The organism is Streptomyces sp. NPDC037083, assembly GCF_055606485.1.
In genome coordinates this window covers 264,239-289,125 of sequence record NZ_JBVJSQ010000002.1, presented here as the reverse complement: position 1 = coordinate 289,125, position 24,887 = coordinate 264,239, and the positions used below count along the sequence as shown (strand labels likewise).

25 protein-coding genes are annotated in these 24,887 nt (G+C 72.5%); 10 read left to right on the top strand and 15 right to left on the bottom strand.

Annotation, left to right across the window (positions count from 1 at the left end):
- Positions 1-4: 4 nt before the first annotated feature.
- Positions 5-397 (bottom strand): ATP-binding protein, encoded by a 393-nt coding sequence (locus tag ACZ7DE_RS06135; RefSeq protein WP_470758530.1) that lies wholly within the window; start codon positions 395-397, stop codon positions 5-7.
- A gap of 182 nt (positions 398-579) precedes the next feature.
- On the opposite strand from ACZ7DE_RS06135, the gene ACZ7DE_RS06130 reads away from it, so the two are divergent.
- Genes ACZ7DE_RS06130 through ACZ7DE_RS06120 form a run of 3 tightly spaced genes read left to right on the top strand, consistent with a single transcriptional unit; the run spans position 580 to position 2,119 of the window.
- Positions 580-1,122, top strand: coding sequence for a UTRA domain-containing protein (locus ACZ7DE_RS06130; RefSeq protein WP_470758529.1), 543 nt, complete (start codon positions 580-582; stop codon positions 1,120-1,122).
- On the top strand, positions 1,119-1,931 hold the full coding sequence (locus ACZ7DE_RS06125; protein ID WP_470758528.1) for a GntR family transcriptional regulator: 813 nt from the start codon (positions 1,119-1,121) through the stop codon (positions 1,929-1,931). Before ACZ7DE_RS06130 ends, ACZ7DE_RS06125 begins: the two co-directional genes overlap by 4 nt.
- The gene (locus ACZ7DE_RS06120; protein ID WP_470758527.1) at positions 1,928-2,119 is read left to right on the top strand and encodes a hypothetical protein; all 192 of its coding nucleotides are present in this window, start codon (positions 1,928-1,930) and stop codon (positions 2,117-2,119) included. The genes ACZ7DE_RS06125 and ACZ7DE_RS06120 overlap by 4 nt, the downstream gene beginning before the upstream one ends.
- A 74-nt stretch (positions 2,120-2,193) precedes the next feature.
- On the opposite strand, the gene ACZ7DE_RS06115 is transcribed toward ACZ7DE_RS06120, so the two are convergent.
- Entirely contained in the window at positions 2,194-2,667 is a 474-nt protein-coding gene (locus tag ACZ7DE_RS06115) for a MarR family winged helix-turn-helix transcriptional regulator (protein WP_470758526.1), read from the bottom strand.
- A 100-nt stretch (positions 2,668-2,767) separates the two neighbouring features.
- Between ACZ7DE_RS06115 and ACZ7DE_RS06110 the strand changes: the two genes are divergently transcribed.
- Positions 2,768-3,787: an NADP-dependent oxidoreductase gene (locus ACZ7DE_RS06110; protein WP_470758525.1), complete on the top strand. Its 1,020-nt coding sequence runs from the start codon at positions 2,768-2,770 to the stop codon at positions 3,785-3,787.
- Positions 3,788-3,945: 158 nt separating this feature from the next.
- Here ACZ7DE_RS06110 and ACZ7DE_RS06105 read toward each other — a convergent pair whose 3' ends face one another.
- Positions 3,946-5,121 carry a serine hydrolase domain-containing protein gene (locus ACZ7DE_RS06105; RefSeq protein ID WP_470758524.1) on the bottom strand — a complete coding sequence of 392 codons (1,176 nt, stop codon included), beginning with the start codon at positions 5,119-5,121 and terminating at the stop codon, positions 3,946-3,948.
- 336 nt (positions 5,122-5,457) lie between these two features.
- Here ACZ7DE_RS06105 and ACZ7DE_RS06100 point away from each other — a divergent pair, with 336 nt between their 5' ends.
- Complete coding sequence (locus ACZ7DE_RS06100) at positions 5,458-6,264, top strand: EI24 domain-containing protein (protein ID WP_470758523.1); 807 nt, start codon at positions 5,458-5,460, stop codon at positions 6,262-6,264.
- Between the two features lie 90 nt (positions 6,265-6,354).
- Here the strand turns inward: ACZ7DE_RS06100 and ACZ7DE_RS06095 are convergent, their stop codons facing one another.
- Complete coding sequence (locus ACZ7DE_RS06095) at positions 6,355-7,605, bottom strand: pyroglutamyl-peptidase I (RefSeq protein WP_470758522.1); 1,251 nt, start codon at positions 7,603-7,605, stop codon at positions 6,355-6,357.
- A gap of 187 nt (positions 7,606-7,792) precedes the next feature.
- Entirely contained in the window at positions 7,793-8,374 is a 582-nt protein-coding gene (locus tag ACZ7DE_RS06090) for a TetR/AcrR family transcriptional regulator (RefSeq protein WP_470758521.1), read from the bottom strand.
- Between the two features lie 106 nt (positions 8,375-8,480).
- Between ACZ7DE_RS06090 and ACZ7DE_RS06085 the strand changes: the two genes are divergently transcribed.
- On the top strand, positions 8,481-11,060 hold the full coding sequence (locus ACZ7DE_RS06085) for a beta-glucosidase (protein ID WP_470758520.1): 2,580 nt from the start codon (positions 8,481-8,483) through the stop codon (positions 11,058-11,060).
- Between the two features lie 158 nt (positions 11,061-11,218).
- Here the strand turns inward: ACZ7DE_RS06085 and ACZ7DE_RS06080 are convergent, their stop codons facing one another.
- Positions 11,219-12,196 carry an aldose epimerase family protein gene (locus tag ACZ7DE_RS06080; protein WP_470758519.1) on the bottom strand — a complete coding sequence of 326 codons (978 nt, stop codon included), beginning with the start codon at positions 12,194-12,196 and terminating at the stop codon, positions 11,219-11,221.
- A 15-nt stretch (positions 12,197-12,211) separates the two neighbouring features.
- On the bottom strand, positions 12,212-13,114 hold the full coding sequence (locus ACZ7DE_RS06075) for an SGNH/GDSL hydrolase family protein (protein ID WP_470758517.1): 903 nt from the start codon (positions 13,112-13,114) through the stop codon (positions 12,212-12,214).
- Between the two features lie 265 nt (positions 13,115-13,379).
- Here ACZ7DE_RS06075 and ACZ7DE_RS06070 point away from each other — a divergent pair, with 265 nt between their 5' ends.
- Positions 13,380-13,874, top strand: a complete 495-nt coding sequence (locus ACZ7DE_RS06070) for a DUF3145 domain-containing protein (RefSeq protein WP_470758515.1) — start codon at positions 13,380-13,382, stop codon at positions 13,872-13,874.
- Between the two features lie 97 nt (positions 13,875-13,971).
- Here the strand turns inward: ACZ7DE_RS06070 and ACZ7DE_RS06065 are convergent, their stop codons facing one another.
- The 5 genes from ACZ7DE_RS06065 to ACZ7DE_RS06045 all read right to left on the bottom strand — a co-directional run bounded on the left by ACZ7DE_RS06065 (position 13,972) and on the right by ACZ7DE_RS06045 (position 18,909).
- Positions 13,972-15,252, bottom strand: coding sequence for a beta-ketoacyl-[acyl-carrier-protein] synthase family protein (locus ACZ7DE_RS06065; protein WP_470758513.1), 1,281 nt, complete (start codon positions 15,250-15,252; stop codon positions 13,972-13,974).
- Between the two features lie 103 nt (positions 15,253-15,355).
- Complete coding sequence (locus tag ACZ7DE_RS06060; RefSeq protein ID WP_019067091.1) at positions 15,356-15,604, bottom strand: acyl carrier protein; 249 nt, start codon at positions 15,602-15,604, stop codon at positions 15,356-15,358.
- Between the two features lie 81 nt (positions 15,605-15,685).
- Positions 15,686-16,687: a beta-ketoacyl-ACP synthase 3 gene (locus tag ACZ7DE_RS06055; protein ID WP_470758511.1), complete on the bottom strand. Its 1,002-nt coding sequence runs from the start codon at positions 16,685-16,687 to the stop codon at positions 15,686-15,688.
- A gap of 9 nt (positions 16,688-16,696) precedes the next feature.
- Entirely contained in the window at positions 16,697-17,614 is a 918-nt protein-coding gene (locus ACZ7DE_RS06050; protein WP_470758509.1) for an ACP S-malonyltransferase, read from the bottom strand.
- 89 nt (positions 17,615-17,703) lie between these two features.
- Positions 17,704-18,909: a PucR family transcriptional regulator gene (locus ACZ7DE_RS06045; protein ID WP_470758507.1), complete on the bottom strand. Its 1,206-nt coding sequence runs from the start codon at positions 18,907-18,909 to the stop codon at positions 17,704-17,706.
- A gap of 198 nt (positions 18,910-19,107) precedes the next feature.
- On the opposite strand from ACZ7DE_RS06045, the gene ACZ7DE_RS06040 reads away from it, so the two are divergent.
- Positions 19,108-19,764, top strand: a complete 657-nt coding sequence (locus ACZ7DE_RS06040) for a pirin family protein (RefSeq protein ID WP_470758505.1) — start codon at positions 19,108-19,110, stop codon at positions 19,762-19,764.
- On the opposite strand, the gene ACZ7DE_RS06035 is transcribed toward ACZ7DE_RS06040, so the two are convergent.
- Positions 19,761-20,591 (bottom strand): serine hydrolase domain-containing protein, encoded by an 831-nt coding sequence (locus tag ACZ7DE_RS06035; RefSeq protein WP_470758503.1) that lies wholly within the window; start codon positions 20,589-20,591, stop codon positions 19,761-19,763. The genes ACZ7DE_RS06040 and ACZ7DE_RS06035 overlap by 4 nt on opposite strands.
- A 464-nt stretch (positions 20,592-21,055) precedes the next feature.
- Here ACZ7DE_RS06035 and ACZ7DE_RS06030 point away from each other — a divergent pair, with 464 nt between their 5' ends.
- Positions 21,056-21,610 carry a MerR family transcriptional regulator gene (locus ACZ7DE_RS06030; RefSeq protein ID WP_470758501.1) on the top strand — a complete coding sequence of 185 codons (555 nt, stop codon included), beginning with the start codon at positions 21,056-21,058 and terminating at the stop codon, positions 21,608-21,610.
- On the top strand, positions 21,607-22,623 hold the full coding sequence (locus tag ACZ7DE_RS06025; protein ID WP_470758498.1) for an aldo/keto reductase: 1,017 nt from the start codon (positions 21,607-21,609) through the stop codon (positions 22,621-22,623). The genes ACZ7DE_RS06030 and ACZ7DE_RS06025 overlap by 4 nt, the downstream gene beginning before the upstream one ends.
- A gap of 70 nt (positions 22,624-22,693) precedes the next feature.
- Here ACZ7DE_RS06025 and ACZ7DE_RS06020 read toward each other — a convergent pair whose 3' ends face one another.
- Together ACZ7DE_RS06020 and ACZ7DE_RS06015 are read right to left on the bottom strand one after the other, a co-directional pair.
- Positions 22,694-23,545 carry a DUF4429 domain-containing protein gene (locus ACZ7DE_RS06020; RefSeq protein ID WP_470758981.1) on the bottom strand — a complete coding sequence of 284 codons (852 nt, stop codon included), beginning with the start codon at positions 23,543-23,545 and terminating at the stop codon, positions 22,694-22,696.
- Positions 23,546-23,603: 58 nt separating this feature from the next.
- Entirely contained in the window at positions 23,604-24,821 is a 1,218-nt protein-coding gene (locus tag ACZ7DE_RS06015) for an alpha/beta hydrolase (RefSeq protein WP_470758496.1), read from the bottom strand.
- Positions 24,822-24,887: the final 66 nt, after the last annotated feature.

The following is a 24,887-nucleotide window of genomic DNA, read 5'->3' as shown; positions in this document are numbered from 1 at the left end:
GGCGTCAGGGACCGGCGTCCGTCTTGAAGGCCACCCACACCGTCTTGCCGATGGCGTGCTCGGTGACGCCCAGTTCGTCCGCCAGCTCTCGGGCCAGGTGCAGACCCCGGCCCGAGCAGGCGTCGTCGGCCGGGGGGCCCGCGGGGGCGGGGTGGTCGCCGGTGTCGCGTACGGCGAGACACAACAACGGGCCGTCGAGGGTGAGGGTCACGCAGTACTGCCTGCCCGGGGGCACGCCGTGCAGCAGGGCGTTCGTGGCCAGTTCCGACGCGCACACCTTGATGTCGTCCAGCCGGTCGAGGCAGCCCCAGTCGGTGAGGACCTGGTGGACGAAGGCGCGAGCCGCCCGTACCGAGGCGCGCGAGCGAGGGAAACGTCGTTGCCGTGACAAGGGCACGGGGGCCACCTCCGGGGTTCAGGGGCGTCCTGCGGCGATACCTTACTGTTATTCGCGAAAGGTAACAAGGTAGTGCAGGGTGGCTGGGGGTGGCTGAGGGGTGGCGGTCGGCCGATGGGACAAGTCGCCTACCGTGTAGGGCGGCAGGGTCGAAAGAACGGTCGGCCGTACAGGAGGACGTCGTGGGTGGGAGCGGTTGGGTCAGCACGTCGTTGCCGTATCTGACGCCCCGGCTCGCCGGGCAGGGCGACGCCTGGGCGGCCGAGGCCGCGGCGCAGGGGCGGCGCGGCGCCCAGCGCATCCTGCACGCCGGCGAGGTGCCCGCGCCCGCCGAGGTGGCGGAGCTGTTCGGCGTCCCGCAGGGCGACCCCGTCGTCGTGCGCCGGCGCCTGATCCTGCTCGACGACGAGCCCAGCGAGCTGACCGACACCTACTATCCGATCGCCATAGCCGCTGGGACGCGTCTCGCCGGCACCGCGAAGATCCCCGGCGGCGCCCTCACCCTGCTCGCCGAACTCGGGCACGTCGGCGTCCTCGCCCGGGAGGACGTGACGGCCGGGATGCCGGACGAGGAGGAGCGCGAGGCCCTGTGCACGGCCCCCGGGGAGCCGGTGCTGCGGCTGGTCCGGCTCACGCTCGACCGTGACGACCGGCCGATCCAGGTCGACCGTATGGTGATGCCGGCCCTACGGCAGAGGCTGCGCTACCAGATCAGGATCGGATGACCGTGCCCAAGGCTGAACCGGAAGCCGTCGACCGCCGCTCCCTGCACGAGCGCATCGCGGCCGATCTGCGCGACGACATCATGAGCGGAGAGCTCGCCCCCGGCGCCAACCTGCCCACCACCGCCCAGCTCAAGGAGCGCTTCGACGCGTCGAGCGCGACCGTGCAGAAGGCCCTCCAACTCCTCAAGGACGAGGGGCTGGCCGTCGGCCGGGCGGGCGCCGCCGTCACCGTCCGCGAGCACCGTCAGCGCACCGTCCGGCCCGCGTCCCTGATGAAGCCGGGCGGACCGGGAGTCCCCTACCGCTGGCTCACCGAGGCGGCCAAGCACGGCACGCACGCCCGCGCCGAACTCCTCGACGTGACGGAGACCAGGCCGCCCGCGGACGTCCGCGCCGCCTTCGGTCTCCCGGCCGACGGCAGCGCCCTGCTGCGCCGCCAGATCCTCCTCGTCGACGACGAACCCGCCGAACTCGTCGAGGCCTACTACCCGCTGGACATCGCCCGGGGCACGCCCCTGGCCGAGGGTCTCCGGATCAGGGGCGGCGCCCCCGCCCTGCTGACCGAGCTCGGCCACCCGCCGTGCCGCAGCACGGACCGTGTCTCCGCGCGCGTCCCCACCCAGGCTCAGTACCAGGCCCTGCGCCTCACCAGCAGCATGCCCGTGCTGCGCACGCTGCGCGTCGTCACCGACGACGCCGGCCGTCCCGTCGAGGTGACCGTGATGGTGAAGGCGGGCCATCTCTACGAGCTGCAGTACGAGTTCACGGCGGACGCGGTGGACGCAGAAGACGGAGGTGACGGAGCGTGATCGTGCTCTTGCTGACCGGGGCTCTGGTCCTCCTGCTCGGCGGCTGCGCCTGCGTCTGGCGGGCCGCACGCGGTGACGCCCCGCGCTGGGTGCGCGCGGTGGCCGTCGCGACCCTCGCCGCGAGCGAACTGGCGCGCCATGCCGACCGCCGCAACCGCAGGAGCCCACAACCGGGCCAGGACGACTGACCTCACCCCTGGGGCGGATGCACGGACCTCACGTCTCGGGTCGGAGGGGCGGACCCCGCCACTCCGGCCGGGGTCTAGGAGCGGGCGGCGTCGGTCGTCAGCATGCGGCGCAGCAGTTCGCGCAGGTTCAGGCGCTCCTCCTCCGCCAGCCCGGCCAGCGGCTCGCGCGCGAACCTCAGGGACTCGCGCAGCCCCTTGGCGATCCGCCGGCCCTCGTCGGTGGCCGCCGCCAGCTTCACCCGGCGGTCCGCCGGGTCGGGGCGCCGCTCCACCAGCCCGCGGGACTCCAGACGGTCGACGATGCCGGTCACGTTGGACGGCTCGCACTTCAGCTTCTGCGCCAGCTTGCGCATCGGCAGCGGCTCCAGCGAGAGCAGACTCAGCAGCCGGGCCTGCGCGCCGGTGAGCGAGTGGTCTGCGGCGGCGTCCTCGTAGTCCTCGTAGAAACGGGCCACGACCTCGCCGATGAGCTCGACGACCTCCAGGGTCAGAGCGTCGGGGAGGGCGGGGCCGGAGGCCGGAACCGAGGTCGGATGTGAGGCGGACATGGAACCAGGGTACCCGTTTACTTGACATCCTGAAATATTCAGGCGCATGGTTGTTTCAGGTAGTGAAGCATTTTCGAGCGTGTGAAAGGCAGCCCCTCCCATGACTGACTCGGCCCTCCCCACCACCAGCCGCGAATGGCGTCTGCTCAGCCGCCCCGTCGGGTGGCCGAAGCCCGAGGACTTCGAGCTGGCCGAGGCGGAGATCCGCAGGCCCGGCCCGGGTGAGGTGCTGGTGCGCAACGCGTACGTCTCCGTCGACCCGTACATGCGCGGCCGCATGAGCAGCGCCAAGTCGTACGTAGCCCCCTTCGAGCTGGGCAAGGCCATGCAGGGCGGGGCGGTCGGCGAGGTCGTCGCCTCCGAGGCCGAGGGCGTGTCGGTCGGCGACCACGTCCTGCACTTCGGCGGCTGGCGCGAGTACGCCACCTTCGACGCCAAGCAGGCCGTCAAGGTCGACCCCGAGGCCGCGCCGCTGTCCACCTACCTCGGCGTCCTCGGCATGACCGGCCTCACCGCCTACGCCGGTCTGCTGCGCACGGCCGCCTTCAAGGAGGGCGACTCCGTCTTCGTGTCGGGCGCGGCCGGCGCCGTCGGCAGCCAGGTCGGCCAGATCGCCAGGCTCAAGGGCGCCTCCCGGGTCATCGGCTCGGCCGGCTCCGACGAGAAGGTCAAGCTCCTCGTCGAGGAGTACGGCTTCGACGCGGCCTTCAACTACAAGAACGGCCCGGTGGCCGAGCAGCTGCGCGCGGCCGCCCCCGACGGCATCGACGTCTACTTCGACAACGTCGGCGGCGACCACCTGGAGGCCGCCATCGGCTCCCTCAACGAGAAGGGCCGCATCGCGATCTGCGGCATGATCTCGGTCTACAACAACACCGAGCCCGCCCCCGGCCCCAAGAACCTCGCCCGTCTCATCCAGACCCGCGGCCGTATCGAGGGCCTCCTGGTCGGCGACCACTACGACCTGCAGCCGCAGTTCGTCCAGGAGGTCGGCGCCTGGGTCCGCTCCGGCGAGCTGAAGTACCGCGAGACGGTCGTCGAGGGCATAGAGAACAACCTGGAGGCGTTCCTCGGGGTCCTGCGCGGCGACAACACCGGAAAGATGATCGTCAAGCTCTGACCTCCGGCGTCGGGCACGACGAAGGCCGCACCCCCGGACGGGGGGTGCGGCCTTCGCCCTGTCCTCGGCCGGCCTCCCGGGGCCCCCGACCCTCGGGGCGCCCTCGACCCCGTCGGCGTTCACCGGCCTTCCGGGCGTCCTCCGCCTCCTCGGCGTCCTCAGCCGGAAGCCAGCGCCGCGCGGTGCACGGCCCCCGCCAGCCGGTCGTTCTCCGGGGCCGCTCCGCCCGGGAAGGCGAAACGGCGCCGCGCATAGCCGTAGGCCAGCCCGCTGCGCGGGTCGGCGAAGGCCTGGCAGCCGCCCGCCCCGCTGTGCCCGAACGCCCCGGTGCCCAGGAACGGGTACCAGGTGTCCGCGGTGGCCTGGAAGCCCAGCCCGTACGACTTGTGCGAACGCGCCACGACGTCGTAGCCCACGGAGTGCAGCTGTCCGAACTCCGCCGCCGTGTCCTCCTTCAGCAGCGGCGCCTTCCCGTCGACCTCGCTGATCGCGGCCGCGTACAGCCCGGCCAGTCCGCGCGCCGAGGCGACCCCGCCCACCGAGGCCGGTCCCTTGGCGCGGATCAGCGGGTCGTTCGGCAGGAGTTCCAGGTCGGTCGGCGCGGCGGCGTGGCGGTTGAAGGCGACGGCGGCCAGCGTGTGCGGCCCGCCGGGCAGGGAGTCCAGCAGCGCCCGCTGCTCGGCCGTCGGCGCCATCGGCTGCGCGGTGCGGAAACGAGGCTCGTGCGGCGCCGGCAGTCCCAGGAAGAAGTCCAGCCCGTACGGCGTCCGCACCCGCTCCTCGTACACATCTTGGAGCGTGCGGCCCGTGGCCCGGCGCACGACCTCGCCGGTGAGCGCCCCGATGACCAGCGCGTGGTAGCCGAAGGCGGTGCCCGGCCGCCAGAACGGCCGCTGGTCGGCCAGACGTTCGGCGAGCTGCCGGTCGTCGGCCAGCTCCTGCGGCGAGAAACCGCCGTCCGTGCCGACCACACCGGCCCGGTGGGCGAGCAGATCGCGCAGGGTCAGCGCGCCCTTGCCCTCGGCGGCGAACTCCGGCCAGTAGTAGGTGACCTTGCGGTCCAGTTCCAGCGTGCCCTCCTGGACGAGGAGCGCGACGACCAGATGCGCGGCGCCCTTGGTCGAGGAGTACACGCCGTACAGGGAGTCGGGTCCGGCACCGTCGCCGGGCGCCCAGAGGTCGACGACCCGCCGGCCGTGCACGTACGCGCACAACTGGCCTTCGTAGTCGGGCCGTTCCTCCGCCACGAACGCGGCGAACTCCTCCCGTACCGCTTCGAATCCGTCGGCGACCGTGCCGTGGATCTGCTGCGTCGTCCGAGTCACACGAGTCATCCCCTCTCCTCAACCAGCCCGCTGCTTGCGTGCGCCATGGTGATCAACGTGCCCGAGCTGTCGGCCAGGGTCCACCGGGGCCGGAGACGAGCGGGTTCCCGGTGGGGTACGACTGCTCGACGCGCGAGGAGACGTCGTCCCCGGTCCTGGTGGGGGGCACGTGTACCTCCTCTGACTTGCCGAGATCGTTGCTTCCGGAGATCGGTACGGCGAGGTGTACCTGTTCGACTCAACTGCGACCGCACGGCGTTGGTGTCACCGATGCCCCGGATGGCCTACCGGGGTGCCGCACACGGGGTGTGATCGTGAAATGTGCACGACCGATAGAGTTCGGCCATGCGCGATCTCGGGGTGGGGTTCAGGTACCTCCTGAAGGGCCAGCGATGGGTGGCCCGGCACGGCAGGCAGTACGGGTTCGGGCTGGTTCCCGGGCTGCTGACGCTCGTCCTCTACGTGGGGGCGCTGGTGTCGCTGGCGGTGTGGGGCGAGGACTTCGTGGGGTGGGCGACGCCGTTCGCCGACGACTGGTCGAGCCCCTGGCTCGGCCTGTTCCGCGGCTTCCTGACCGCCGTGCTGTTCGCCCTCGGCCTCCTCCTCGCCGTGCTCACCTTCACCGCGGTCACCCTGCTCATCGGACAGCCCTTCTACGAGAACCTCTCCGAGAAGGTCGACCGGGACGTCTCGCCCGACGGCACGGCCCCCGAGTCGGCGCTGCCGCTCTGGCGCGAGCTGTGGATCTCCGCCCGCGACAGCCTGCGCATCCTGGTCCGCGCACTGCTGTGGGCCGTGCTGCTGTTCGCCCTCGGGTTCATCCCGGTCGTCGGTCAGACGGTCGTCCCGGTGATCGGCTTCTTCGTCACCGGTTTCTTCCTCACCGAGGAACTCGTCGCCGTCGCCCTGCAGCGCCGTGACGTCGACCTGCGCGCCCGGCTCGCCCTGCTGCGTTCGCGCAGGACCCTCGTCTGGGGCTTCGGCACACCCCTGGCCGTGGCCTTCGTGGTCCCCTTCGTCGCGGTGTTCCTCATGCCCGGCGCGGTCGCGGGCGCCACGCTGCTGGCCCGTGAGCTGCTCGGCGAGGAGATCTCCGAGGACGACGCGGCCGAGACGCCCGGGACGCCCGACGACGAGAACGCCGCGTCCTGACCGGGACACCCGCCGTCGCCCGCATCGGCCCCGCCCCCGCCCGGATCGCCGTCACGCGCACTGTCGTCGGCCCCACCGCCGTTGCCGCGCTCACTCCGTCGCGCTGACCGCCACCGTCAGGATCGACCGGACCTGGGCGACGATGTCGAGCCGGTTGCGCACGAACTCCGGATCGGTGACCGTCCCGGTGGCCGGGTCGGCGTTGTCCGCCGCGAACTGCAGCACCGGCGTGTGCACGTGTCCGCCCGGCAGGCCGCCGTGCAGCCCCAGCCGGTCGCGCAGCAGGGTGGCCCGGTAGGCGATCTCGTTGGAGAGGTAGTTCCCGCCGCCCCCGGCCCGCGCGGTGGACCCCGGTGTGGGCCCGTCCGGCCGGACGACGGGGTCGGCGCCCCCGGCGGGGATCTCGGTGACGCCCGTGTTGTCGTAGACCGGGAATCGGCCGGTGTCCGCCGCCGTGATCGCGGCGTACGGCAGGGTCGTGGTCGTCCACTGCGGCTGCGAGGCGGGACCGGCCACCGGGATCGTCTCCGTCCGGCCGGTGTTCTCGTTGTCGGGGAAGCCGCCGCGCCAGGCCCCGTTGGTGCGCTCCACGTCGAAGCGGCCGACGCGGCCCTGGCTGACGGTCGTGAACAGGTCGACGTGCGGCAGATGCGGCCGCAGGGCGCGCTCCACGGCGCCCTCCGCGAAGTCGCGCCAGCGCACCGGGAACACGGCGGTCTCCACCCGTGCGGGTCCGGCCGCGGTCTGGATCACCGTGCCGTCCAGAGCGAGGGCGGCCGCCCCCGAGGGGTTGGAGATCCGGATGTCCCGGTCCAGGGTGAAGGGGTCGAAGCCGGTCACCAGCACCCGCTTGAGCCCCTTGGCGTGCCGCGGGTGGCGGATGTCGCCCTGACCGCGCGAGGTGCGCTCCAAGGAGTCCAGCAGAGCGGCCCGTTGGCGTTCCGTGACCGCGAACGCGGGTTTCCAGGAGCGCACTTGGCTCGTCATGTCGAGCCGCGCCCAGTACAGGGGGCGGTCGTCGTCGCGGCTGAGGTCTCCGCCGGCCGGACCTCGTCCCTGGACCCGGTCCACGGCCCGCCGCCACAGCGCCGTGCCTTCCCGGGCGACGACCTGCCGGGCCCGCGCGTAGGAGGGCGAGGCCGCCAGGAGACGGGCGAGGCGCGGGGCCACCGCGTCGAACCCGGACCGGGCGAGGATCTCCCGCGGAACGGACTGCTCCAGCCGCCGTTCCTCGACGGTGGGCGCGGATTCGGGCGGGGCCGCGGCCGCGACGGTGGGGGAGGAGAGCCCGGCGCCCAGCGCCAGACCTAGAACGCCGATGCGAACTCGTATGGATTGCACGGGGGTTGGGGTCCTTCCGTCGCTGTGGGGGAGAGCGTGGGGTGGGACGGTGGAAGTATCCCGTGACGGAAGGGATCCACGCCATGGAGCCTCGTTCGGACGTGGGCGGTGCGGTGACCGGACGGGGTTCGGGGCGGTGACCGGACGAGGCCGGGGCGGTGACCGGGCGGGGGCGGGGCGGTGACCCTCAGTCCACCGGCTCGCCCAGCAGTCGAAGGAAGTCCCGGAACGCCCCCGGCATGTCCACCGACTCCGGGTCGAGCAGCCACTGGTACTGCAGCCCGTCCATCACCGCGACCAGCAGCGGGGCCGTGCGTTCCGGAGTGAGGCCGTTCGGCAGCCGGTCGCCGTACTCGGTGCGCAGTACCGCCGCCATGCTCGCCCGCACCCGCGTGTAGCGCTCGGTGAAGTACTCCCGCGCCGGATGTCCCTCCGTGACGCTCTCCCCGAGCAGCGCCGAGAAGGTCTGGACGATGCCGGGCCGCATCGCGTTGTACTCGACGAGCGAGGCCAGCAGATCGACCCGCCGGGGGGCGCCCGGCACGGCGTCCCACTGGTCGCGTTCCCGGAGCACCGCCACCAGCAGCGCGTCCTTCGTCGGGAAGTGGTGCAGCAGCCCCTGCTGGGTCAGCCCGACCCGCTCGGCGACCGCCGCCATGCTCGCCCCCCGGTAGCCGCGTTCGGCGATCACCGCCAGGGCCGCCCGCACGATCTCGGCGCGCCGCTCCTCGCTCCTGGTCCTGGCAGTCATGCCGTCACGGTACGGCATTCGGGTCCGCGAATATAACGGCAGAATAACGAAACCTACCGGGTTACAGGTGACCGTTGCACGATGGGAGCGCAGCCCGCGCACGCACTCAACGAGGAGGCACCGCATGGCGGAAACCGAGACGGCGACCGAGACGCCCACGGCAATCGACGCGGCTACGGAGGCGGCCGCGGAGACCGGTACTGCTACGGGGGCGGACGCGGAGACCGGGGCGGCTACGGAGGCGGACGCGGAGACCGGGACTGCTACGGAAGCGGCCGCGGAGACCGGGGCGGCTACGGAGGCGGCCGTCGAGGACGCCCTCGGCAGGCTCGACCTGGACGCCAAGGCCCGGCTGCTGGCCGGCCAGGACACCTGGTCGCTGCCCGGGCTGCCGGAGATCGGCCTGCGGTCGCTCGTCATGTCCGACGGCCCGATCGGCGTGCGCGGCGTGCGCTGGACCGCCGACGACCCGTCCGTCGCCCTGCCCTCCCCGACCGCGCTCGCCGCCACGTGGGACCCCGTCCTCGCCCGCCGCGTCGGCGCCCTCCTCGCCCAGGAGGCCCGGCGCAAGGGCGTCCACGTGCTGCTCGCGCCCACGGTCAACCTGCACCGCTCCCCGCTCGGCGGCCGCCACTTCGAGGCCTACAGCGAGGACCCCTACCTGACCGGTGTGATCGGCGCGGCCTATGTGAACGGCGTCCAGTCCGGCGGCGTCGGCACCACCGTCAAGCACTTCGTGGCCAACGACGCCGAGACCGACCGCTTCACCGTGAACAACCTCGTCGGCGAACGCGCCCTGCGCGAGCTGTACCTGGCGCCCTTCGAGGCCATCGTCGCCCACGCCCGCCCATGGGGCGTCATGACCGCCTACAACACGGTCAACGGCACCACCATGACCGAGCACCACCACCTCGTGAACGAGGTCCTGCGCGGCGAATGGGGCTTCGACGGCGTCAACGTCTCCGACTGGACGGCCGCCCGCGACACCGTCGCCGCCCTCCGGGGCGGTCTCGACGTGGCCATGCCCGGCCCGCGGACCGTCTACGGCGAGGCCCTCGCCCGCGCGGTGCGCGACGGACGCCTCGCCGAGTCCGAGGTCGACGAGGCCGTCCGCCGCGTCCTGCGGCTGGCCGCCCGCGTCGGGGCCCTCGCGGGAGCCGGGCCGGCCGTCGCGCGGCCGCCCGCCCCGATCGACGGCGAGGCCCTGGCCCGCGAACTGGCCCGCCGCTCCTTCGTCCTGGTCCGCAACACCGGCGCGCTTCCGCTGCGCCCGGGCGCCGTCGCCCTCATCGGCGGGGCCGCCCGTGACGCCCGGATCCTCGGCGGCGGCTCCGCCACCGTCTTCCCGACCCGCACCGTCTCCCCGCTCGACGGCCTCACCGCCGCCCTCCCTGACGGCGCCCTCGTCCACGCGGTGGGCGCCGACCCCAGCTCCGAACTCGCCGTCGCCGGCCGGGGCTTCGAGCTGAGGGCCGTCTGTCGCGACGCCGCCGGCGAGGTCATCGGCACCGCCTCCGCCCCCGACGGCCTGATCCAGTGGATGGGCGCCGACCTCCCCGAGGGCGTCACGCACGACACGCTGCACACCGTCGAACTCACCGGCGTCATGACCCCGCGCGAGAGCGGCCCGCACACCTTCGGCATCAAGGGGACGGGCGCCTTCACCCTCACCGTCGCCGGGACCACGCACTACGACGACGTGCAGCTCCCCGCCGAGGGCACCGACCCCTTCGAGGCCTTCTTCGGCTCCCCGACGCCCCGCGCCGAGGTCGAACTGACCGCAGGCGAACCGGTCGAGGTCTCCCTCGCCCACGTCGTCGCGTTCCCCGAGGAGATCCCCCTGAAGGTCGTCGCCTTCGCCCTGGCCCACCAGGAGCCGCAGCGCGACGGCGACGAGCTGATCGCCGAGGCGGTCGAGGCGGCGCGGACCGCCGACACGGCCGTCGTGGTGGTCGCCACCACCGAACGCGTCGAGTCCGAGGGCTTCGACCGCAAGGACCTCCGCCTCCCCGGCCGGCAGGACGACCTCGTGCGCGCCGTCGCCGCCGCCAACCCGAACACCGTCGTGGTCGTCAACGCCGGCTCCCCGGTGGAGCTGCCCTGGCGCGAGGACGTCGCGGCCGTCCTGCTCGGCTGGTTCCCCGGCCAGGAGGGCGGCGCGGCGCTGGCGGACGTCCTCACCGGCGCCCACGAACCGGGCGGCCGCCTCCCCACCACCTGGGGCTCCCTGGCCGACGCCCCGGTCACCGAGGTCACGCCCACCGACGGCGAACTTCTCTACGACGAGGGCGTCTTCATCGGCTACCGCGCCTGGGAGAAGCAGAACCGCACCCCGGCCTACCCCTTCGGCCACGGCCTCGGCTACACCGACTGGACGTACGAGTCGGTCGACGTCGCGGGCTCCACGGTCAGGGTGCGGATCCGCAACAGCGGCGAGCGGGCCGGCCGGGAGGTCGTGCAGGTCTACCTCGCCCCCGCGGGGACGCCCAAGTCGCCCGAGCGTCCCGCCCGTTGGCTGGCCGGCTTCGCCGTCGTCGAGGCGGGGCCGGGGGAGAGCGCCGAGGCGGCCGTGGACATCCCGGCCCGCGCCTTCGAGGTGTGGGACGAGGCGGACCGCCGGTGGTCCTTTGTGAAAGGTTCGTACGAAATCCAGGTGGGCCGCTCGATCGCCGACCGAAGGATCACCGCGACGATTAACGTGTGAGCCGACGCCGCCGTCCGGTCCGGCACGGCCGTCGCTCCATGAGCAGCCCCGGCCCGGGACCTGACCCCTGGGCCGGGGCAACATCCTTTCCGGAGACCGCCGTTCCCCAGACCGCCGTTCCGAAAGCGTCGTCCCGGAGCCGGCCTTTCCGGAGCCCGCTACCGGACCGAGAAGCCGTAGGCCGTCTGCGAACGGTAGACCTCGCCCGGCCGCAGCACGGTGCTCGGGAACTCCGGCCGGTTCGGCGAGTCGGGGAAGTGCTGGGTCTCCAGCGCGACGCCCTCGCCGGGAACGAACGGCTCGCCCAGGTGGTCGGCGGTGTACAGCTGCAGCCCCGGCTCGGTCGTCGCCACCGTCATCACCCGCCCGGATGACGGGTCGTGCAGCTCGGCCACCTCGACCGGTGTGTCCGTGACGCCCTTGTCGAGCACGAAGTTGTGGTCGTAGCCGGCCCCGATCTTGCGGGCCGCCCGGAAGTCGAAGCGGCTGCCGGCCACCTGCGCGAGCTCGCCCGTCGGGATCACGTCCGCGTCCACCGGCGTGTACCGCGATGCGGCCAGCCGCAGCTCGTGGTCGCCCGCGCCGCCGCTGCCCGACCCGCCCAGGTTGAAGTAGCTGTGGTTGGTCAGGTTCACCACCGTCGGCGCGTCGGTGACCGCCCGGTACGCGAACCGCAGCGCCCCCGAGGCGTCGAGCGTGTAGGTGGCCGAGACCTCCAGCCGCCCCGGGAATCCCTCCTCGCCGTGCGAGGCGACCCGGCTGAGCCGCAGCCCGTGCTCGACCGGCTCCACGTCCCACACCCGCTTGTCGAAGCCGCGCACGCCGCCGTGCAGGGAGTTGGGCGCGTTGTTGGGCTCCAGCGCGTACGTCACCCCGTCCAGCGGGAAGCGGGCGTGCGCGATCCGGTTGGCATACCGCCCGACCAGCGCACCGAGGTAGGGCTCCGGATGGGTGAGATAGCCGTCCAGGTCCGCGAATCCCAACACCACGTTCGTCGTGCGCCCGTCCCGGTCCGGGACCTCGAGGGACTGCACGATCCCGCCGTACGACAGAACCCGCACCCGCGTGCCCGCCCGCTCCATGGTCCAGCGGTGCACCGGGGTGCCGTCGGAAAGAGTTCCGAAGTGTTCGCTCATGAGCGAAACACTAAGTCACGAGGTCTTCGCGGTGACTCTCCGATAGGCCAGCTCCGCGAGCCGCGCCTGTCCGTTCTTGCTCGGATGGAACCAGTCCCAGGGGCTCAGCTGATCGGTGCCGAACCGGAAGTCGTACACCGCGCCACCGTCGAACCGGCACCGCTCGTCCTTCGCGCAGACCTCCTCCAGCACCGTGTTGTAGTCCTCCACCCTCTTCTGCACGGTGTCCCGCCGCAGGGTCGCCGCGGAGTCCAGCGCGTCCGCGTCGCCCAGCATCGACGGACAGATCCCCAGCTTCCACACCTGCTTGCCCAGCGCGTTCGTACGCCCCTGCGACCACAGCCGCTTCAGGTTCGGCACACTCGACACGTACACCTGGGTCTTCGGCAGCGCCCGGCGCAGCGTGCCCAGCGCTTCCTCGAACTGCGCACGGAAGTCGGACACCGGCGTCATCGCGGCGGTCGAGACGCGGCACGCGTCGTTCGCCCCCGCCATCACCGTCACCAACTGCGGTTTCTCCTGCACCGCCCGGGCCATCTGGGCCGGCACGTCCGCCATCCGCGCGCCGGTCGCCGCGTAGTTCCAGCTGTGCGTGGCCGCCTTCGCCGCGCCCAGCAGCCGCACCGCGAGACTGTTCACCTCGGCGCTGCCGCCGGTCGCCCAGGACACGTCGGGGCAGTCCGCCAGGACCCCACAGGCGTCGAAACCACGGGTGATGGAGTCGCCCACCGCCGCGACCGAGGACGGGCTGGAGTCCCACAGCGGGGTCGGCGACGCGGACGGCCGCACCTGCCGGGCAGGCGTGCCGGACGGCTCCGAGCCGTCCCCGCCGCCCAGGGCGTCACAGCCCGCCAGGCCCAGGACGGCCGCCGCCGTGCCCGCGAGCACGGCTCGCGCGTGCCGGTTTCGCTTCCGCATCCGCTGGTGTTCCCCTCGCTCATCGAACAACGTTCCCCCTCATGACAACGCGCGGGAGTTCCCGGGCGAATCACACCCACAAGATGGAACGCTCCACGCCCGTACAGGCGTCCTGCCGGGTGAATGGCGGAGGTTTCAGGGCATCGGGACCGACGGTACGTCACACTCCTTGCGCCGCCGCACGGTAGCCTCGCCATCAACGCGGCTGCCTGCCACCGCCGCCATACCAGCCAGCAAGACTGTCCCGCTCTGCCCGGAGGTCCCGGTGACGACACGTGGAGTTCTGTACGTGCACTCCGCGCCGCGCGCGCTGTGCCCGCACGTCGAGTGGGCCGTCGCCGGGGTGCTCGGCACGCGCGTCAACCTCGACTGGATCCGGCAGCCCGCCGCGCCCGGCACCTGGCGCTCGGAGTTCTCCTGGAAGGGCGAGGCCGGCACGGCGTCCAAGCTGGCGTCCGCGCTGAGAGGCTGGCACCTGCTGCGCTTCGAGGTCACCGCCGAGCCCTGCGCCAGCGCCGAGGGCGAGCGCTACAGCTGCACCCCCGACCTCGGCATCTTCCACGCCGTCACCGGCATCCATGGCGACATCCTGATCCCGGAGGACCGCCTGCGCGCGGCCCTGCTGCGCAGCCGGCGCGGCGAGACGGACCTGGAGGCCGAACTCTCCAAGCTCCTGGGCAAGCCGTGGGACGACGAACTGGAGCCCTTCCGCTACGCGGGCGAGGGCGCCCCGGTGCGCTGGCTGCACCAGGTCGTCTGAGGCCGCTCGAGCCCGAAGGGGCCCCGCCTGCACGCCCGAAGGGGCCCCACCTCTCCAGGTGGGGCCCCTTCAGTCGTGCACGCGGTACGGGCAGGGCTCAGATCGTGCGGAACGCCAGGACCACGTTGTGCCCGCCGAACCCGAACGAGTCGTTCAGGGCGGCGATACGGCCCTCGACGGGCAGCTTGCGCGCCTCGCCCCGGACGACGTCCGCGTTCGCCTCGGCCTCGGGGTCGAGGTTCTCGACGTTGATGGTCGGCGGAGCGACCCGGTGGTACAGCGCGAGGACCGTCGCGACCGACTCCACACCGCCCGCGCCGCCCAGCAGGTGACCGGTCATCGACTTGGTCGCCGACACCGCCATGTGGTCCGCGTCGTCGCCGAAGACCTTGCGCAGCGCCTTCAGTTCCGCGATGTCGCCGGCCGGCGTCGAGGTGGCGTGCGCGTTGACGTGCACGATCTCCGCCGGGTCCAGGTCGGTGCTGTCCAGCAGGTTCTGCAGGGCGTGCGAGATGCCGCGGCCCTCGGGCTCCGGCTGCACGATGTCGTGGGCGTCGGCGGAGATGCCCTGGCCGACGGCCTCGGCGTAGACGCGGGCCCCGCGCTTGGCGGCGTGCTCGGCGGACTCCAGGACGATCACGCCGGCGCCCTCGCCGAGGACGAAGCCGTCGCGGGCGACGTCGTAGGGGCGCGAGGCGGCCTGCGGGTTCTCGTTGTTCTTGGACATCGCCATCATGTTGCCGAACGCGGCGATGGGCAGCGGGTGGATCGCCGCCTCCGTACCGCCGGCGACGACGACGTCGGCGCGGCCGGTGCGGATCATCTCGATGGCGTAGCCGATGGCCTCCGCGCCCGACGCGCACGCCGAGACCGGGGTGTGCACGCCCGCGCGGGCGCCGACGAGCAGACCCACGTTGGCGGAGGGGCTGTTGGGCATCAGCATGGGCACGGTGTGCGGGGAGACCCGGCGCACGCCCTTGTCCTTCAGCACGTCGTACTGGTCGAGGAGGGTGGTGACGCCGCCGATGCCGGAGGCGATGACCGCGCCGAGCCGGTCGGGCTCGACGTCGCCCTCGCTGCCGTCCTCGCCGGCCTTGCCGGAGAAGCCGGCGTCCTTCCACGCCTCCTGGGCCGCGATCAGCGCGAACTGCGCGGAGCGGTCCAGCTTGCGGGCCTGCGGCCGCGGGATGACCTCAAGAGGCTCCACCGCGACGGGGGCCGCGATACGGACGGCCTGGTCGGCCGCCCACTCCTGCTCCAGGGGCTTGACGCCGGACTTGCCGGCGACCAGACCCTCCCAGGTAGAGGCTGCGTCGCCACCCAGCGGTGTGGTTGCGCCGATACCGGTGACGACCACGGTGCGATTGGTCGGGCTCACGGATTCTTTCTCCAACGTTGCGAGGAGGACTTACCCCCGCCACTGGCGGGGAGAACGGCGCCACCGCCGGGTGGCGGGGCAGTTCGGCCCAGGGGCCGGTGGATCAGCCCTGGTTCTTGAGGATGTAGTCGGTCGCGTCGCCGACCGTCTTGAGGTTCTTGACGTCCTCGTCCGGGATCTTGACGTCGAAGCGCTCTTCGGCGGCGACGACGACCTCGACCATGGACAGCGAGTCGACGTCCAGGTCGTCGGTGAAGGACTTGTCCAGCTGGACGTCCTCAACCGGGATGCCGGCGATCTCGTTCACGATGTCGGCGAGACCGGCGACGATCTCTTCCTGAGTGGCGGCCATTGTGGCGCTCCTTCGTAGATATCCAGAGGGTGTGGCATTGGGTGTTTCCCGTGCCGGACCGGATGATCCGGCACGGAGTGCCTAGGGGAGGGTAACGACAGTGGCGGCGTAGACGAGACCCGCCCCGAATCCGATGACGAGCGCGGTGTCGCCGCTCTTCGCCTCGCCGGTCGCCAGGAGCCGCTCCATCGCGAGCGGGATCGAGGCGGCCGAGGTGTTGCCGGTGGTGCGCACGTCACGGGCGACCGTGACGGACTCCGGCAGCTTGAGAGTCTTCACCATCGAGTCGATGATCCGCTCGTTGGCCTGGTGCGGGATGAAGACGTCCAGGTCGTCGGAGGTGATGCCGGCGGCGTCCAGCGCCTCCTTGGCGACCTTCGCCATCTCGAACACGGCCCAGCGGAAGACCGCCTGGCCCTCCTGCGTGATCGCGGGGAACTTCGCGACCTCGCCGTCGCGGTAGTCCGTCCACGGCACGGTCTGCTTGATGGTCTCCGACTTGTCGCCCTCGGAGCCCCAGACCGTCGGGCCGATCGCCGGCTCCTTGGAGGGGCCGACCACGACCGCGCCCGCGCCGTCGCCGAACAGGAAGGCCGTCGCGCGGTCCTCCAGGTCGGTCAGGTCGGACAACCGCTCGACACCGATGACGAGCACGTACTCCGCCGAGCCCTCGACGACCATGCCCTTGGCCAGGGTCAGGCCGTAGCCGAAACCCGCGCAGCCGGCCGAGATGTCGAACGCGGCGGCCTTGTTCGTACCGAGCTTGTCGGCGATCTCGGTGGCGACGGCCGGCGTCTGCTTGAAGTGCGAGACGGTCGACACGACCACCGCGCCGATCTGCTCGGCGGTGATCCCGGCGTCGGCGATCGCCTTGCCGGACGCCTCGACGGACATGGCGGCGACGGTCTCCTCGTCGTTCGCCCAGTGCCGGGTCTCGATGCCGGAACGCGAGCGGATCCACTCGTCGGACGAGTCGATCGTCTCGAGGATCACCTCGTTGGGCACGACCCGGACGGGCCGGTAACCGCCGACCCCGAGGATCCGGGCGTACGGGGAGCCCTTGCTGGGCTTGATCTTCGCCATCAGGGCTCCTCAGGCGACGCCGTGCTCGGCGATGAGCTCGCGAGCGGCGTCGAGGTCGTCGGGGGTCTTCAGCGCCAGCGTCTTCACGCCGGGCAGGGCGCGCTTGGCGAGGCCGACCAGGGTGCCGCCGGGGGAGACCTCGAGGAGCGCGGTCACGCCGAGCTCCTTGAAGGTCTCCATGCACAGGTCCCAGCGGACCGGGTTGGCGACCTGGCCCACCAGCCGGTCCAGGATCTCGGCGCCGGTGGCGACGGCCTGCCCGTCCTTGTTGGAGACGTAACGGACGTTCGGGTCGGCCGGCGTGAGTTCCGCGGCGGCCTTGGCGAGCGTCTCGACGGCGGGGCCCATGTGGTGCGTGTGGAAGGCGCCGGCGACCTTCAGCGGGACGACCTTGCGGACGCCCTCGGGCTTGTCCTCGGCCAGCGCGGCGAGCTGCTCCAGCGTGCCCGCCGCGACGATCTGGCCGGCGCCGTTGATGTTCGCCGGGGTCAGCCCGAGCTTCTGCAGATGCGCCACCGAGACCTCGGGGTCGCCGCCGAGCAGCGCCGACATGCCGGTCTCGGTGATCTTGGCGGCCTCGGCCATGGCCAGGCCGCGCTTGCGGACGAGGCCCAGCGCGACGGTGTCGTCGAGGACGCCGGCGAAGGCGGCGGCGGTGATCTCGCCGACGCTGTGGCCCGCGACCGCGCCCGGGGACACGTCACCGAGCGCCGTGGCGGACAGGATTCCGGCGGCGACCAGCAGTGGCTGGGCCACCGCGGTGTCACGGATCTCGTCCGCGTCGGCCTGCGTGCCGTAGTGGGCGAGGTCCAGGCCGATGGCGTCCGACCACGCGGCGACGCGGGCGGCGGCACCGGGCAGTTCGAGCCAAGGAGTCAGGAAGCCGGGCGTCTGGGCGCCCTGGCCGGGAGCGACGAGTACGAGCACTCTCACACTCTCTCTTGGGGACGGCCGAAGCCGCCCGTGGGGACAGGGACGAAGAACGGCAGGGCGTTTTGTGGAGCCCCGACAAAAGACTAGGTCTGGGGATCTCCGTCGACCAGACGCCCCAGGATCAGTGCGATCCGGAGCGTGAACGCGGAGCGTACATCCGACGGCGACCAGCCGGTGACGTCAGTCACACGTCGAAGCCGGTAGCGCACGGTGTTCGGGTGGACGAAGAGCATCCGGGCCGCCCCCTCGAGACTGGACGCCTGTTCGAGGTAGACGGCGAGCGTCTCCAGGAGCGCGGACCCGGCCTCTTCGAGTGGTCTGTAGATCTCCTCCACCAGCTGCTCGCGCGCACCGGGATCACCGGCAATCGCGCGCTCCGGCAGCAGATCGTCCGCCAGTACCGGCCGGGGTGCGTCCTGCCAGGCGGAACAGGCCTTGAGGCCGGCCGCGGCGGCCTGTGCGGACCGGGTCGCGGCCAGCAGATCGGGCACCACGGGTCCGGCCACGACGGGTCCGGCGGCGAACGGCCCGATCAGCGACTTGGCGACGGCGAGCGGGTTGTCGCTGCCGCCGGCGATCACGACCAGCCGGGTGCCGAGGACGCCGGTCAGCACCTGGAGCTTGGAGTGCCGAGAGGCCCGCCGGATGGCCTCCACGGTCAGCTCGGAGTCGCCGTCGGGGGCCGTGCCCAGGACGACGCACACGTGTTCGGGCGAGTTCCAGCCGAGCGCGGCGGCCCGGCTCACGGCGCCCTCGTCGGCCTCGCCGCTCAGCACGGCGTTCACCACGAGCGACTCCAGCCGGGCGTCCCAGGCGCCACGGGCCTCGGCGGCCTGGGCGTAGACCTGGGCGGTGGCGAAGGCGATCTCCCGGGCGTACACCAGAAGCGCCTCACGCAGCACGTTCTCGTCGCCGGGGGCCGCGACCTCGTCGATCGCGGACTCCATGACCTCGATGGTGGTGCGCACCATCTCGACGGTCTGCCGCAGCGTGATGGCCCGGGTCAGCTCGCGCGGCGCCGTGCCGAACACATCGGTGGAGATGGCCTGCGGCGCGTCCGGGTGCCGGAACCACTCGGTGAAGGCGGCGATGCCCGCCTGGGCGACCAGTCCGATCCAGGAACGGTTCTCCGGGGGCATCGCCCGGTACCACGGCAGCGTCTCGTCCATCCGCGCGATGGCCTGGGCGGCGAGACTCCCGGAGGACTTCTCCAGCCGCTTCAGCGTGGCGGGGTGGGAGTGGACGGCGTGCGCCGCGGGCTGGGGGCGACTCGTTTCGGGTTCGGGCACGTGGACAAGACTGCCTTATCGCCGCGCCTGCTCGCGCCGGTGGGTCGTTTCGTTTCCGCCGGTGACCGGGGCCGACGCCGCAGGCCCCCGCTCTCGTACCGGACGGGTCCGGGTCCGCGATCCCTCCCGGAGGGGCCCTCGTACCGGCTGGGCGCGGTGGGCACGGCCCACGGCGCGGGACGGGTCTACCGTGGTCCCGTGACGGACGTACGGCGCGCCCACGAGCGCTATCGAGGCGGAGACCCGGCCGCGGGCATCGAGTCGTGGCACGCGTTCTCCTTCGGCCCCCACTACGACCCCGGCAACCTCCGCTTCGGCCCGCTGATCGCCTGCAACGAGGAGCGGCTCGCCCCGGGCGCCGGCTTCGACGAGCACCCCCACAGCCACACCGAGATCGTGACCTGGGTCGTCGAGGGCGAGCTGACCCACCGCGACTCGGCCGGCCACGAGACACGGGTGCGCCCCGGGGACGTGCAGCGGCTCAGCTCCGCCGGCGGCGTGCGGCACGTGGAACGCAACGACGCCGACACGCCCCTGACCTTCGTCCAGATGTGGCTGGCCCCGCTGGGCCCCGGCGGCGACCCGGCCTACGAGATCGTCCGCGGCATCGCCGACTCCACCCCTTACGCCGTCCCGGAGGCGGGCGCGATGCTGCACGTGCGGCGGCTGGGCGCGGGGGAGCGGACGGCGGTGCCGGACGCCTCCCACGTCTACGTCCACGTCGTGCGCGGCGAAGTCCGCCTGGACGGCGAGAGGCTCGGACCCGGGGACGCGGCGCGGGTCACGGACGCCAAGGACCTGGAGGCGGTGGGCACGGCGCAGGCGGAGCTGCTGCTGTGGGAGCTGACCGGCTAGGACCTGTCCCAGCGGATCTCCGCCAGCACCGCGTCAGTGAACTGCGGCCAGGCCTCGACCGCCCACGGCCCGAACGCCCGGTCCGTCAGCGCGACGGCGGCCACGCCCGCGTCCGGGTCGACCCACAGGAACGTGCCGGACTGCCCGAAGTGCCCGAACGTGCGCGGCGACGACGAACCGCCCGTCCAGTGCGGCGACTTGGAGTCGCGGATCTCGAAGCCCAGCCCCCAGTCGTTGGGGTTCTGGTGCCCGTACCCCGGCAGCACGCCCTTCGTCCCCGGGTACTGCACGGTCATTGCGGCGGCCACCGTCCGGGGGTCCAGCAGCCGGGGCGCCTGCACCTCGGCCGCGAACCGCAGCAGGTCCTCGACGGTCGAGACGCCGTCCTTGGCCGGGGAGCCGTCGAGGGAGGTCGCCGTCATCCCCAGCGGCTCCAGCACCGCCTGCCGCAGGTACTCCGCGAACGGGATGTCCGTGGCCTTCGCGATGTGGTCGCCGAGCTGCTCGAACCCGGCGTTGGAGTACAGCCGGCGTTCGCCGGGCGCCCCGGTCGCCCGGTGCTCGTCGAAGGCCAGACCGGAGGTGTGCGCGAGGAGATGACGGACCGTGGACCCGGCCGGCCCGGCGGGCTCGTCCAGCTCCACCGCCCCTTCCTCGTACGCGACGAGAGCGGCGTACGCGGTGAGCGGCTTGGTGACCGAGGCGAGCGCGAAGCGCTGCCCGACGGGACCGTGGGCGCCCAGGACCGTGCCGTCGGCCCGTACGACACCCGCGGCGGCAGAGGGAACCGGCCAGTTCTCGATCAGCGCGAGACTCTTCAACGACATGCCGTCGAGACTATGCGGCTCCCAGCAGCAGCTCCATCGAGGGGTCCGGCTCGTGCCCGAAGCCGAGCGAGGCGTGGAGCGGCGCGCCCTCGTCACCGGCCCGGCAGATCCGGTACCCGATCGTCCCGACGACCGGGGCGGCCGGCGCTCCCGGCCGTCGGGGCGGTCCACGACGAAGGCGGCGAAGTCCCCGTCGGGCTCGGACAGCCGCTGCCGCAGTGTCGGCGGGAACTCGGTGCGCCGGCCGGACGCGGGGCCCTGCTCTCCGGCGGGACTCTCCCGGCCTCCGATCGAGTCGAGCATCACCCGGCGCAGCCGCAGCACTTCCGACGGCGCCCTCGGGCAGGAGACGGCGAACGACGCTCGTGTCCCGCACGCCAACCGGTGTGATCAAGCCGCGTCCCCGGGTTTTCTTACCGGATCCGCTTGCTTGGAGCGCACTCCAAGGTCCTAGCGTGGTGGCCATGACGGTGTTGCAGACCAGGCCCGTGACCATCGAGCAGAACCCGAACCCCGCAGACGTCTGCTCCGCGCCCCCACCGCGGCACCCTCGCCCCGACGGGCAGGACAGCTACACGATCAGCGAGGTCGTCGCCTTCACCGGCCTCACGGCGCACACCCTGCGCTGGTACGAGCGGATCGGGCTGATGTCCCACATCGACCGCTCGCACACCGGCCAGCGCCGCTACAGCAACCGCGACCTGGACTGGCTCGACCTCGTCGGGAAGCTGCGGCTGACCGGCATGCCGGTCGCCGACATGGTGCGGTACGCCGAGCTGGTGCGCGAGGGCGACCACACGTTCGGCGAGCGGTACGAGCTGCTGGAGAACACCCGGCGGGACGTCCTGGCCCGGATCGCCGAACTCCAGGACACGCTCGCCGTGCTCGACCGCAAGATCATGTTCTACGGCGACGCCACCCGCGCGAAGGCCCACGAGGCCACGGCCCACGAAGCCCGGCCCCTCGAAGCGCAGCCCCACGAAGCCCAGCCCCTCGAAGCGAAAGGCAACGCCCGATGACCGACAGCACGATCCCGACGGCACGACTCGGCGAGAACGGCCCCGAGGTCGGTGTCCAGGGCCTCGGCTGCATGGGCATGAGCTTCGCCTACGGCCCCACGGACGGCGAGGCCTCGCGGGCCACCCTGGAGCGGGCCCTGGAACTGGGCGTCACGCTCTACGACACGGCCGACGCGTACGGCGCGGGGGAGAACGAGAAGTTCCTCTCCCCGTTCTTCAGGGCGCACCGCGACGAGGTCGTGATCGCCACCAAGTTCGCCCTGTCGATCCCCCCGGACGACCCGTCCCGGCGGATCATCCGCAATGACGCGCCCTACATCCGCCAGGCCGTCGAGGCCAGCCTGAAGCGCCTGGACGTCGACGTCATCGACCTCTACTACATGCACCGGCGCGATGTGAACGTGCCGATCGAGGACACCGTCGGCGTGATGGCCGAGCTGGTGCGCGAGGGCAAGGTCAAGCAGCTGGGCCTGAGCGAGGTGACGGCCCCCGAACTGCGCGCGGCCCAGGGCGTCCACCCCATCGCCGCCGTGCAGTCGGAGTGGTCCCTGTTCAGCCGCGACATCGAGGCGCAGGTGGTGCCGGCGGCCCGAGAGCTCGGCGTGAGCCTGGTCCCGTACTCCCCGCTCGGCCGGGGTTTCCTCACCGGCTCCTTCGCCGACGCCGTCACGGACCTCACCGCCGACGACTTCCGCCGCCAGCTGCCCCGCTTCCACGGTGAGAACGCGGCCGCCAACGCGGCCCTGCTGGAGCCGATCCGCACAGTGGCCGAGGCCCACGACGCCACCCCCGGCCAGATCGCCCTCGCCTGGGTCCAGCAGCGGAGCCTGGTGCACGGCCTGCCGGTGATCCCGATCCCGGGCACCCGCAGGCCGGGCCGGGTGGAGGAGAACACGGCGGCGACGGCGATCGTGCTGAGCGACGCGGAGCTGGAACTGCTGGAGCCGATAGCGTCGAAGGTGGCCGGCGACCGCTACGCGGACATGTCGTTCGCCGCCGCCGGGCGGGAGTGAGGCCGCTGCGGAGCTCCCCGGGGGCGGGCGCGGGGGCGCGGGCTGCCGCCCCCCTGTCCGCCGCGCCCCCCTACAGCTCGGCCAACAGCTCGGCCTTCTTGACGGAGAACTCCTCGTCGGTCACCAGTCCGGCCCGGTGCAGGTCCCCGAGATGCCGGATCCGGTCGGCGATGTCGGCGGGGTCCCGGCGCGGCACGGCCGCGGCCGGTACGGCCGCCGGGCCGCGGCCGCGGACCGCCGCAAGCACCGCCGCCGCGAACGGCAGCGACTCGTGCACGGGCCCGTACCCGAGACCGAAGACGACGGTCGCCGGGTCCTGGTCGGGCTGGGCGGGCGCGTCCTGTCCGTTGACCAGCCGCAGGTGTCCCTCGAACACCTCGGGCGAGCGCCACTCCACGCCGCTGAGCTCCGACACGGCGAAGCTCTGGTCGCCCGCCTTCCACTTCGCCGACGACGCCCCCGTCCAGAACCAACGGAAGCGCACCGTGCGCCCGTCGAACGAGGCCTTGCCGTCGTACGCCTTGAACGACAGCGGCGCCTCGGGAGCGTCCACCAGGAAGCGTTCGGCCGGCCCGGACTCGGTCAGCTGCGAGCGCAGTTCGTCGGCGTAGTACTCGGCGAGCGTCTCCCGCTCGGCGGGCAGCACCAGGCGGTAGGGGTCGCACCCCTCCTTGAGCTGGCCCGCGGCCGCGTCCATCAGCGGGTCGGCCCCCGGCCGCGGTTCCGCGTGCAGGACGACCGTCCCCCGCTTGCCGGGCGTGAGCTTCACCCCGGCGATGGCGGCCAGCGGGATCCGGCGCTCGCCCAGTGCCGACAGCAGCTTGGGCGTGCGCATCCCCCGTTCGTAGCGGATGAGGACGGAGTCGGAATCGAACTCCCAGACGGCATGAATTCCGGCCAGTACGTCACCCATGCGGCTCATCGTATGCGGGACACCCATTCTTCGTCCCCTCCCCGCGCGCACCGCAATTCCTGCGTCTCTACGCGCGTCCAGCCTCTGTCGTGTCGGTCAAACCCACCGTGCAGGCGTCATCATCGTCGGCGCACTCGACCGAGTGGTACGCGCCAGTGCCGATCTCGGCGAAGTTGCGCAGGCTGTCCGTACCCGGTTCGAAGTAGCCTCCGTGGCCCTGTGCCTCCCGTGCCGACAGCACCCGCGCGCCGAACTCCCGCGCCATCGGGTCCTCGCCGTGCCCGAGGCCGCCGACCTCCAGGTGCGGCACGTCCTGGATCCAGTCGTCGGCGTCCCGCATCGCCCACACCCGGGCGTCGGTGCCCAGCTGGGCCGCCTTCTCCACACGCATCCCGGGGCTGCCGGCCACCGCTATGTCGGCCACCCGGTCCGGCATGGAGTGCGCGGCGACCCCGCACACCACGGAGCCGTAGCTGTGGCAGAACAACGACACGGGAGCGCGGCCGGGCAGGGCGCCCAGCAGGGCGTTCAGCCGGACGGCGCCGCTCTCGGCGCGCATCGCGGTGGCCGAGTCGATGCCCAGGCCGTCGGGGGAGGTGTAGTCGGCCCAGGCGATCACGGCCGTGCGCGTCGACGGGCTCGCCTCGCGCTCGGCCGCGTACAGGGCCTGGCCCATGCCGACGGGCGCCGAGTACTTGCGGTTCGTGCGCTGGAAGGTGAGCAGGTCGGTGTCGACGCCGGGGACGACGACGGAGACCCGCTCGGCCTCGTCGAGACTGCCGAACACCTCGGCGGCGCGGCCGGAGCCCCCCGGGTCGAAGGCCAGGATCTGCCGGTCGGCGGTGCCCATCGCCTCGTAGCGGTGCATGCGCCGGTCGGCCAGGCGCTTCCCGGCGGCGGTGAGCCGGGCGTCGTGCAGGCGTCTGCGCTCCACGCGGATCTGCTGGTGCAGGGCGACGCGGTTGGCGCGGTAGCGCAGTTCGGCGGGGGCGCCGTTCATGTTGCCCACGGCGAGCGCGTAGTCGTGCGCGAGCGCGGTGCGCTGCGGCGCGGTCAGCGTGGCGAAGAACCGGGCGAGCCGGGCGGGGCCGGAGTCGAGTTCCGGCAGCCGGCGGCCGTCGAGCCGGCCGTGCTCCCACGCCGTGCGCGAGGCCTGCAGGGCGGTGGTTCCCTGCTGGTGGCGCACGGCGGTCCAGCCGGTGGTCGCCAGCATCACGAACACCACGGCCAAGGCGGCCAGGGCACGCCAGACGCTGAGTTGAGGGGAGGTGTCGAAGGAAGTCACTGAAAGGACACACTAGGAGAACGAGAGGGTCTCGGGTGACCTGAGTGACGCGGATCACGTTTGATC

Bases quoted from the DNA above. Each gene is read 5' to 3' on its own strand.
- ACZ7DE_RS06100 (WP_470758523.1), top strand. From the start codon at position 5,458: ATGCGCGATCTCGGGGTGGGGTTCAGGTACCTCCTGAAGGGCCAGCGA.
- ACZ7DE_RS06020 (WP_470758981.1), bottom strand. From the start codon at position 23,545: ATGAGCCGCATGGGTGACGTACTGGCCGGAATTCATGCCGTCTGGGAG.
- ACZ7DE_RS06085 (WP_470758520.1), top strand. From the start codon at position 8,481: ATGGCGGAAACCGAGACGGCGACCGAGACGCCCACGGCAATCGACGCG.
- ACZ7DE_RS06110 (WP_470758525.1), top strand. From the start codon at position 2,768: ATGACTGACTCGGCCCTCCCCACCACCAGCCGCGAATGGCGTCTGCTC.
- ACZ7DE_RS06060 (WP_019067091.1), bottom strand. From the start codon at position 15,604: ATGGCCGCCACTCAGGAAGAGATCGTCGCCGGTCTCGCCGACATCGTG.
- ACZ7DE_RS06030 (WP_470758501.1), top strand. From the start codon at position 21,056: ATGACGGTGTTGCAGACCAGGCCCGTGACCATCGAGCAGAACCCGAAC.
- ACZ7DE_RS06105 (WP_470758524.1), bottom strand. From the start codon at position 5,121: ATGACTCGTGTGACTCGGACGACGCAGCAGATCCACGGCACGGTCGCC.
- ACZ7DE_RS06075 (WP_470758517.1), bottom strand. From the start codon at position 13,114: ATGCGGAAGCGAAACCGGCACGCGCGAGCCGTGCTCGCGGGCACGGCG.
- ACZ7DE_RS06090 (WP_470758521.1), bottom strand. From the start codon at position 8,374: ATGCCGTACCGTGACGGCATGACTGCCAGGACCAGGAGCGAGGAGCGG.
- ACZ7DE_RS06125 (WP_470758528.1), top strand. From the start codon at position 1,119: ATGACCGTGCCCAAGGCTGAACCGGAAGCCGTCGACCGCCGCTCCCTG.
- ACZ7DE_RS06080 (WP_470758519.1), bottom strand. From the start codon at position 12,196: ATGAGCGAACACTTCGGAACTCTTTCCGACGGCACCCCGGTGCACCGC.
- ACZ7DE_RS06025 (WP_470758498.1), top strand. From the start codon at position 21,607: ATGACCGACAGCACGATCCCGACGGCACGACTCGGCGAGAACGGCCCC.
- ACZ7DE_RS06035 (WP_470758503.1), bottom strand. From the start codon at position 20,591: ATGTCGTTGAAGAGTCTCGCGCTGATCGAGAACTGGCCGGTTCCCTCT.
- ACZ7DE_RS06115 (WP_470758526.1), bottom strand. From the start codon at position 2,667: ATGTCCGCCTCACATCCGACCTCGGTTCCGGCCTCCGGCCCCGCCCTC.
- ACZ7DE_RS06055 (WP_470758511.1), bottom strand. From the start codon at position 16,687: ATGGCGAAGATCAAGCCCAGCAAGGGCTCCCCGTACGCCCGGATCCTC.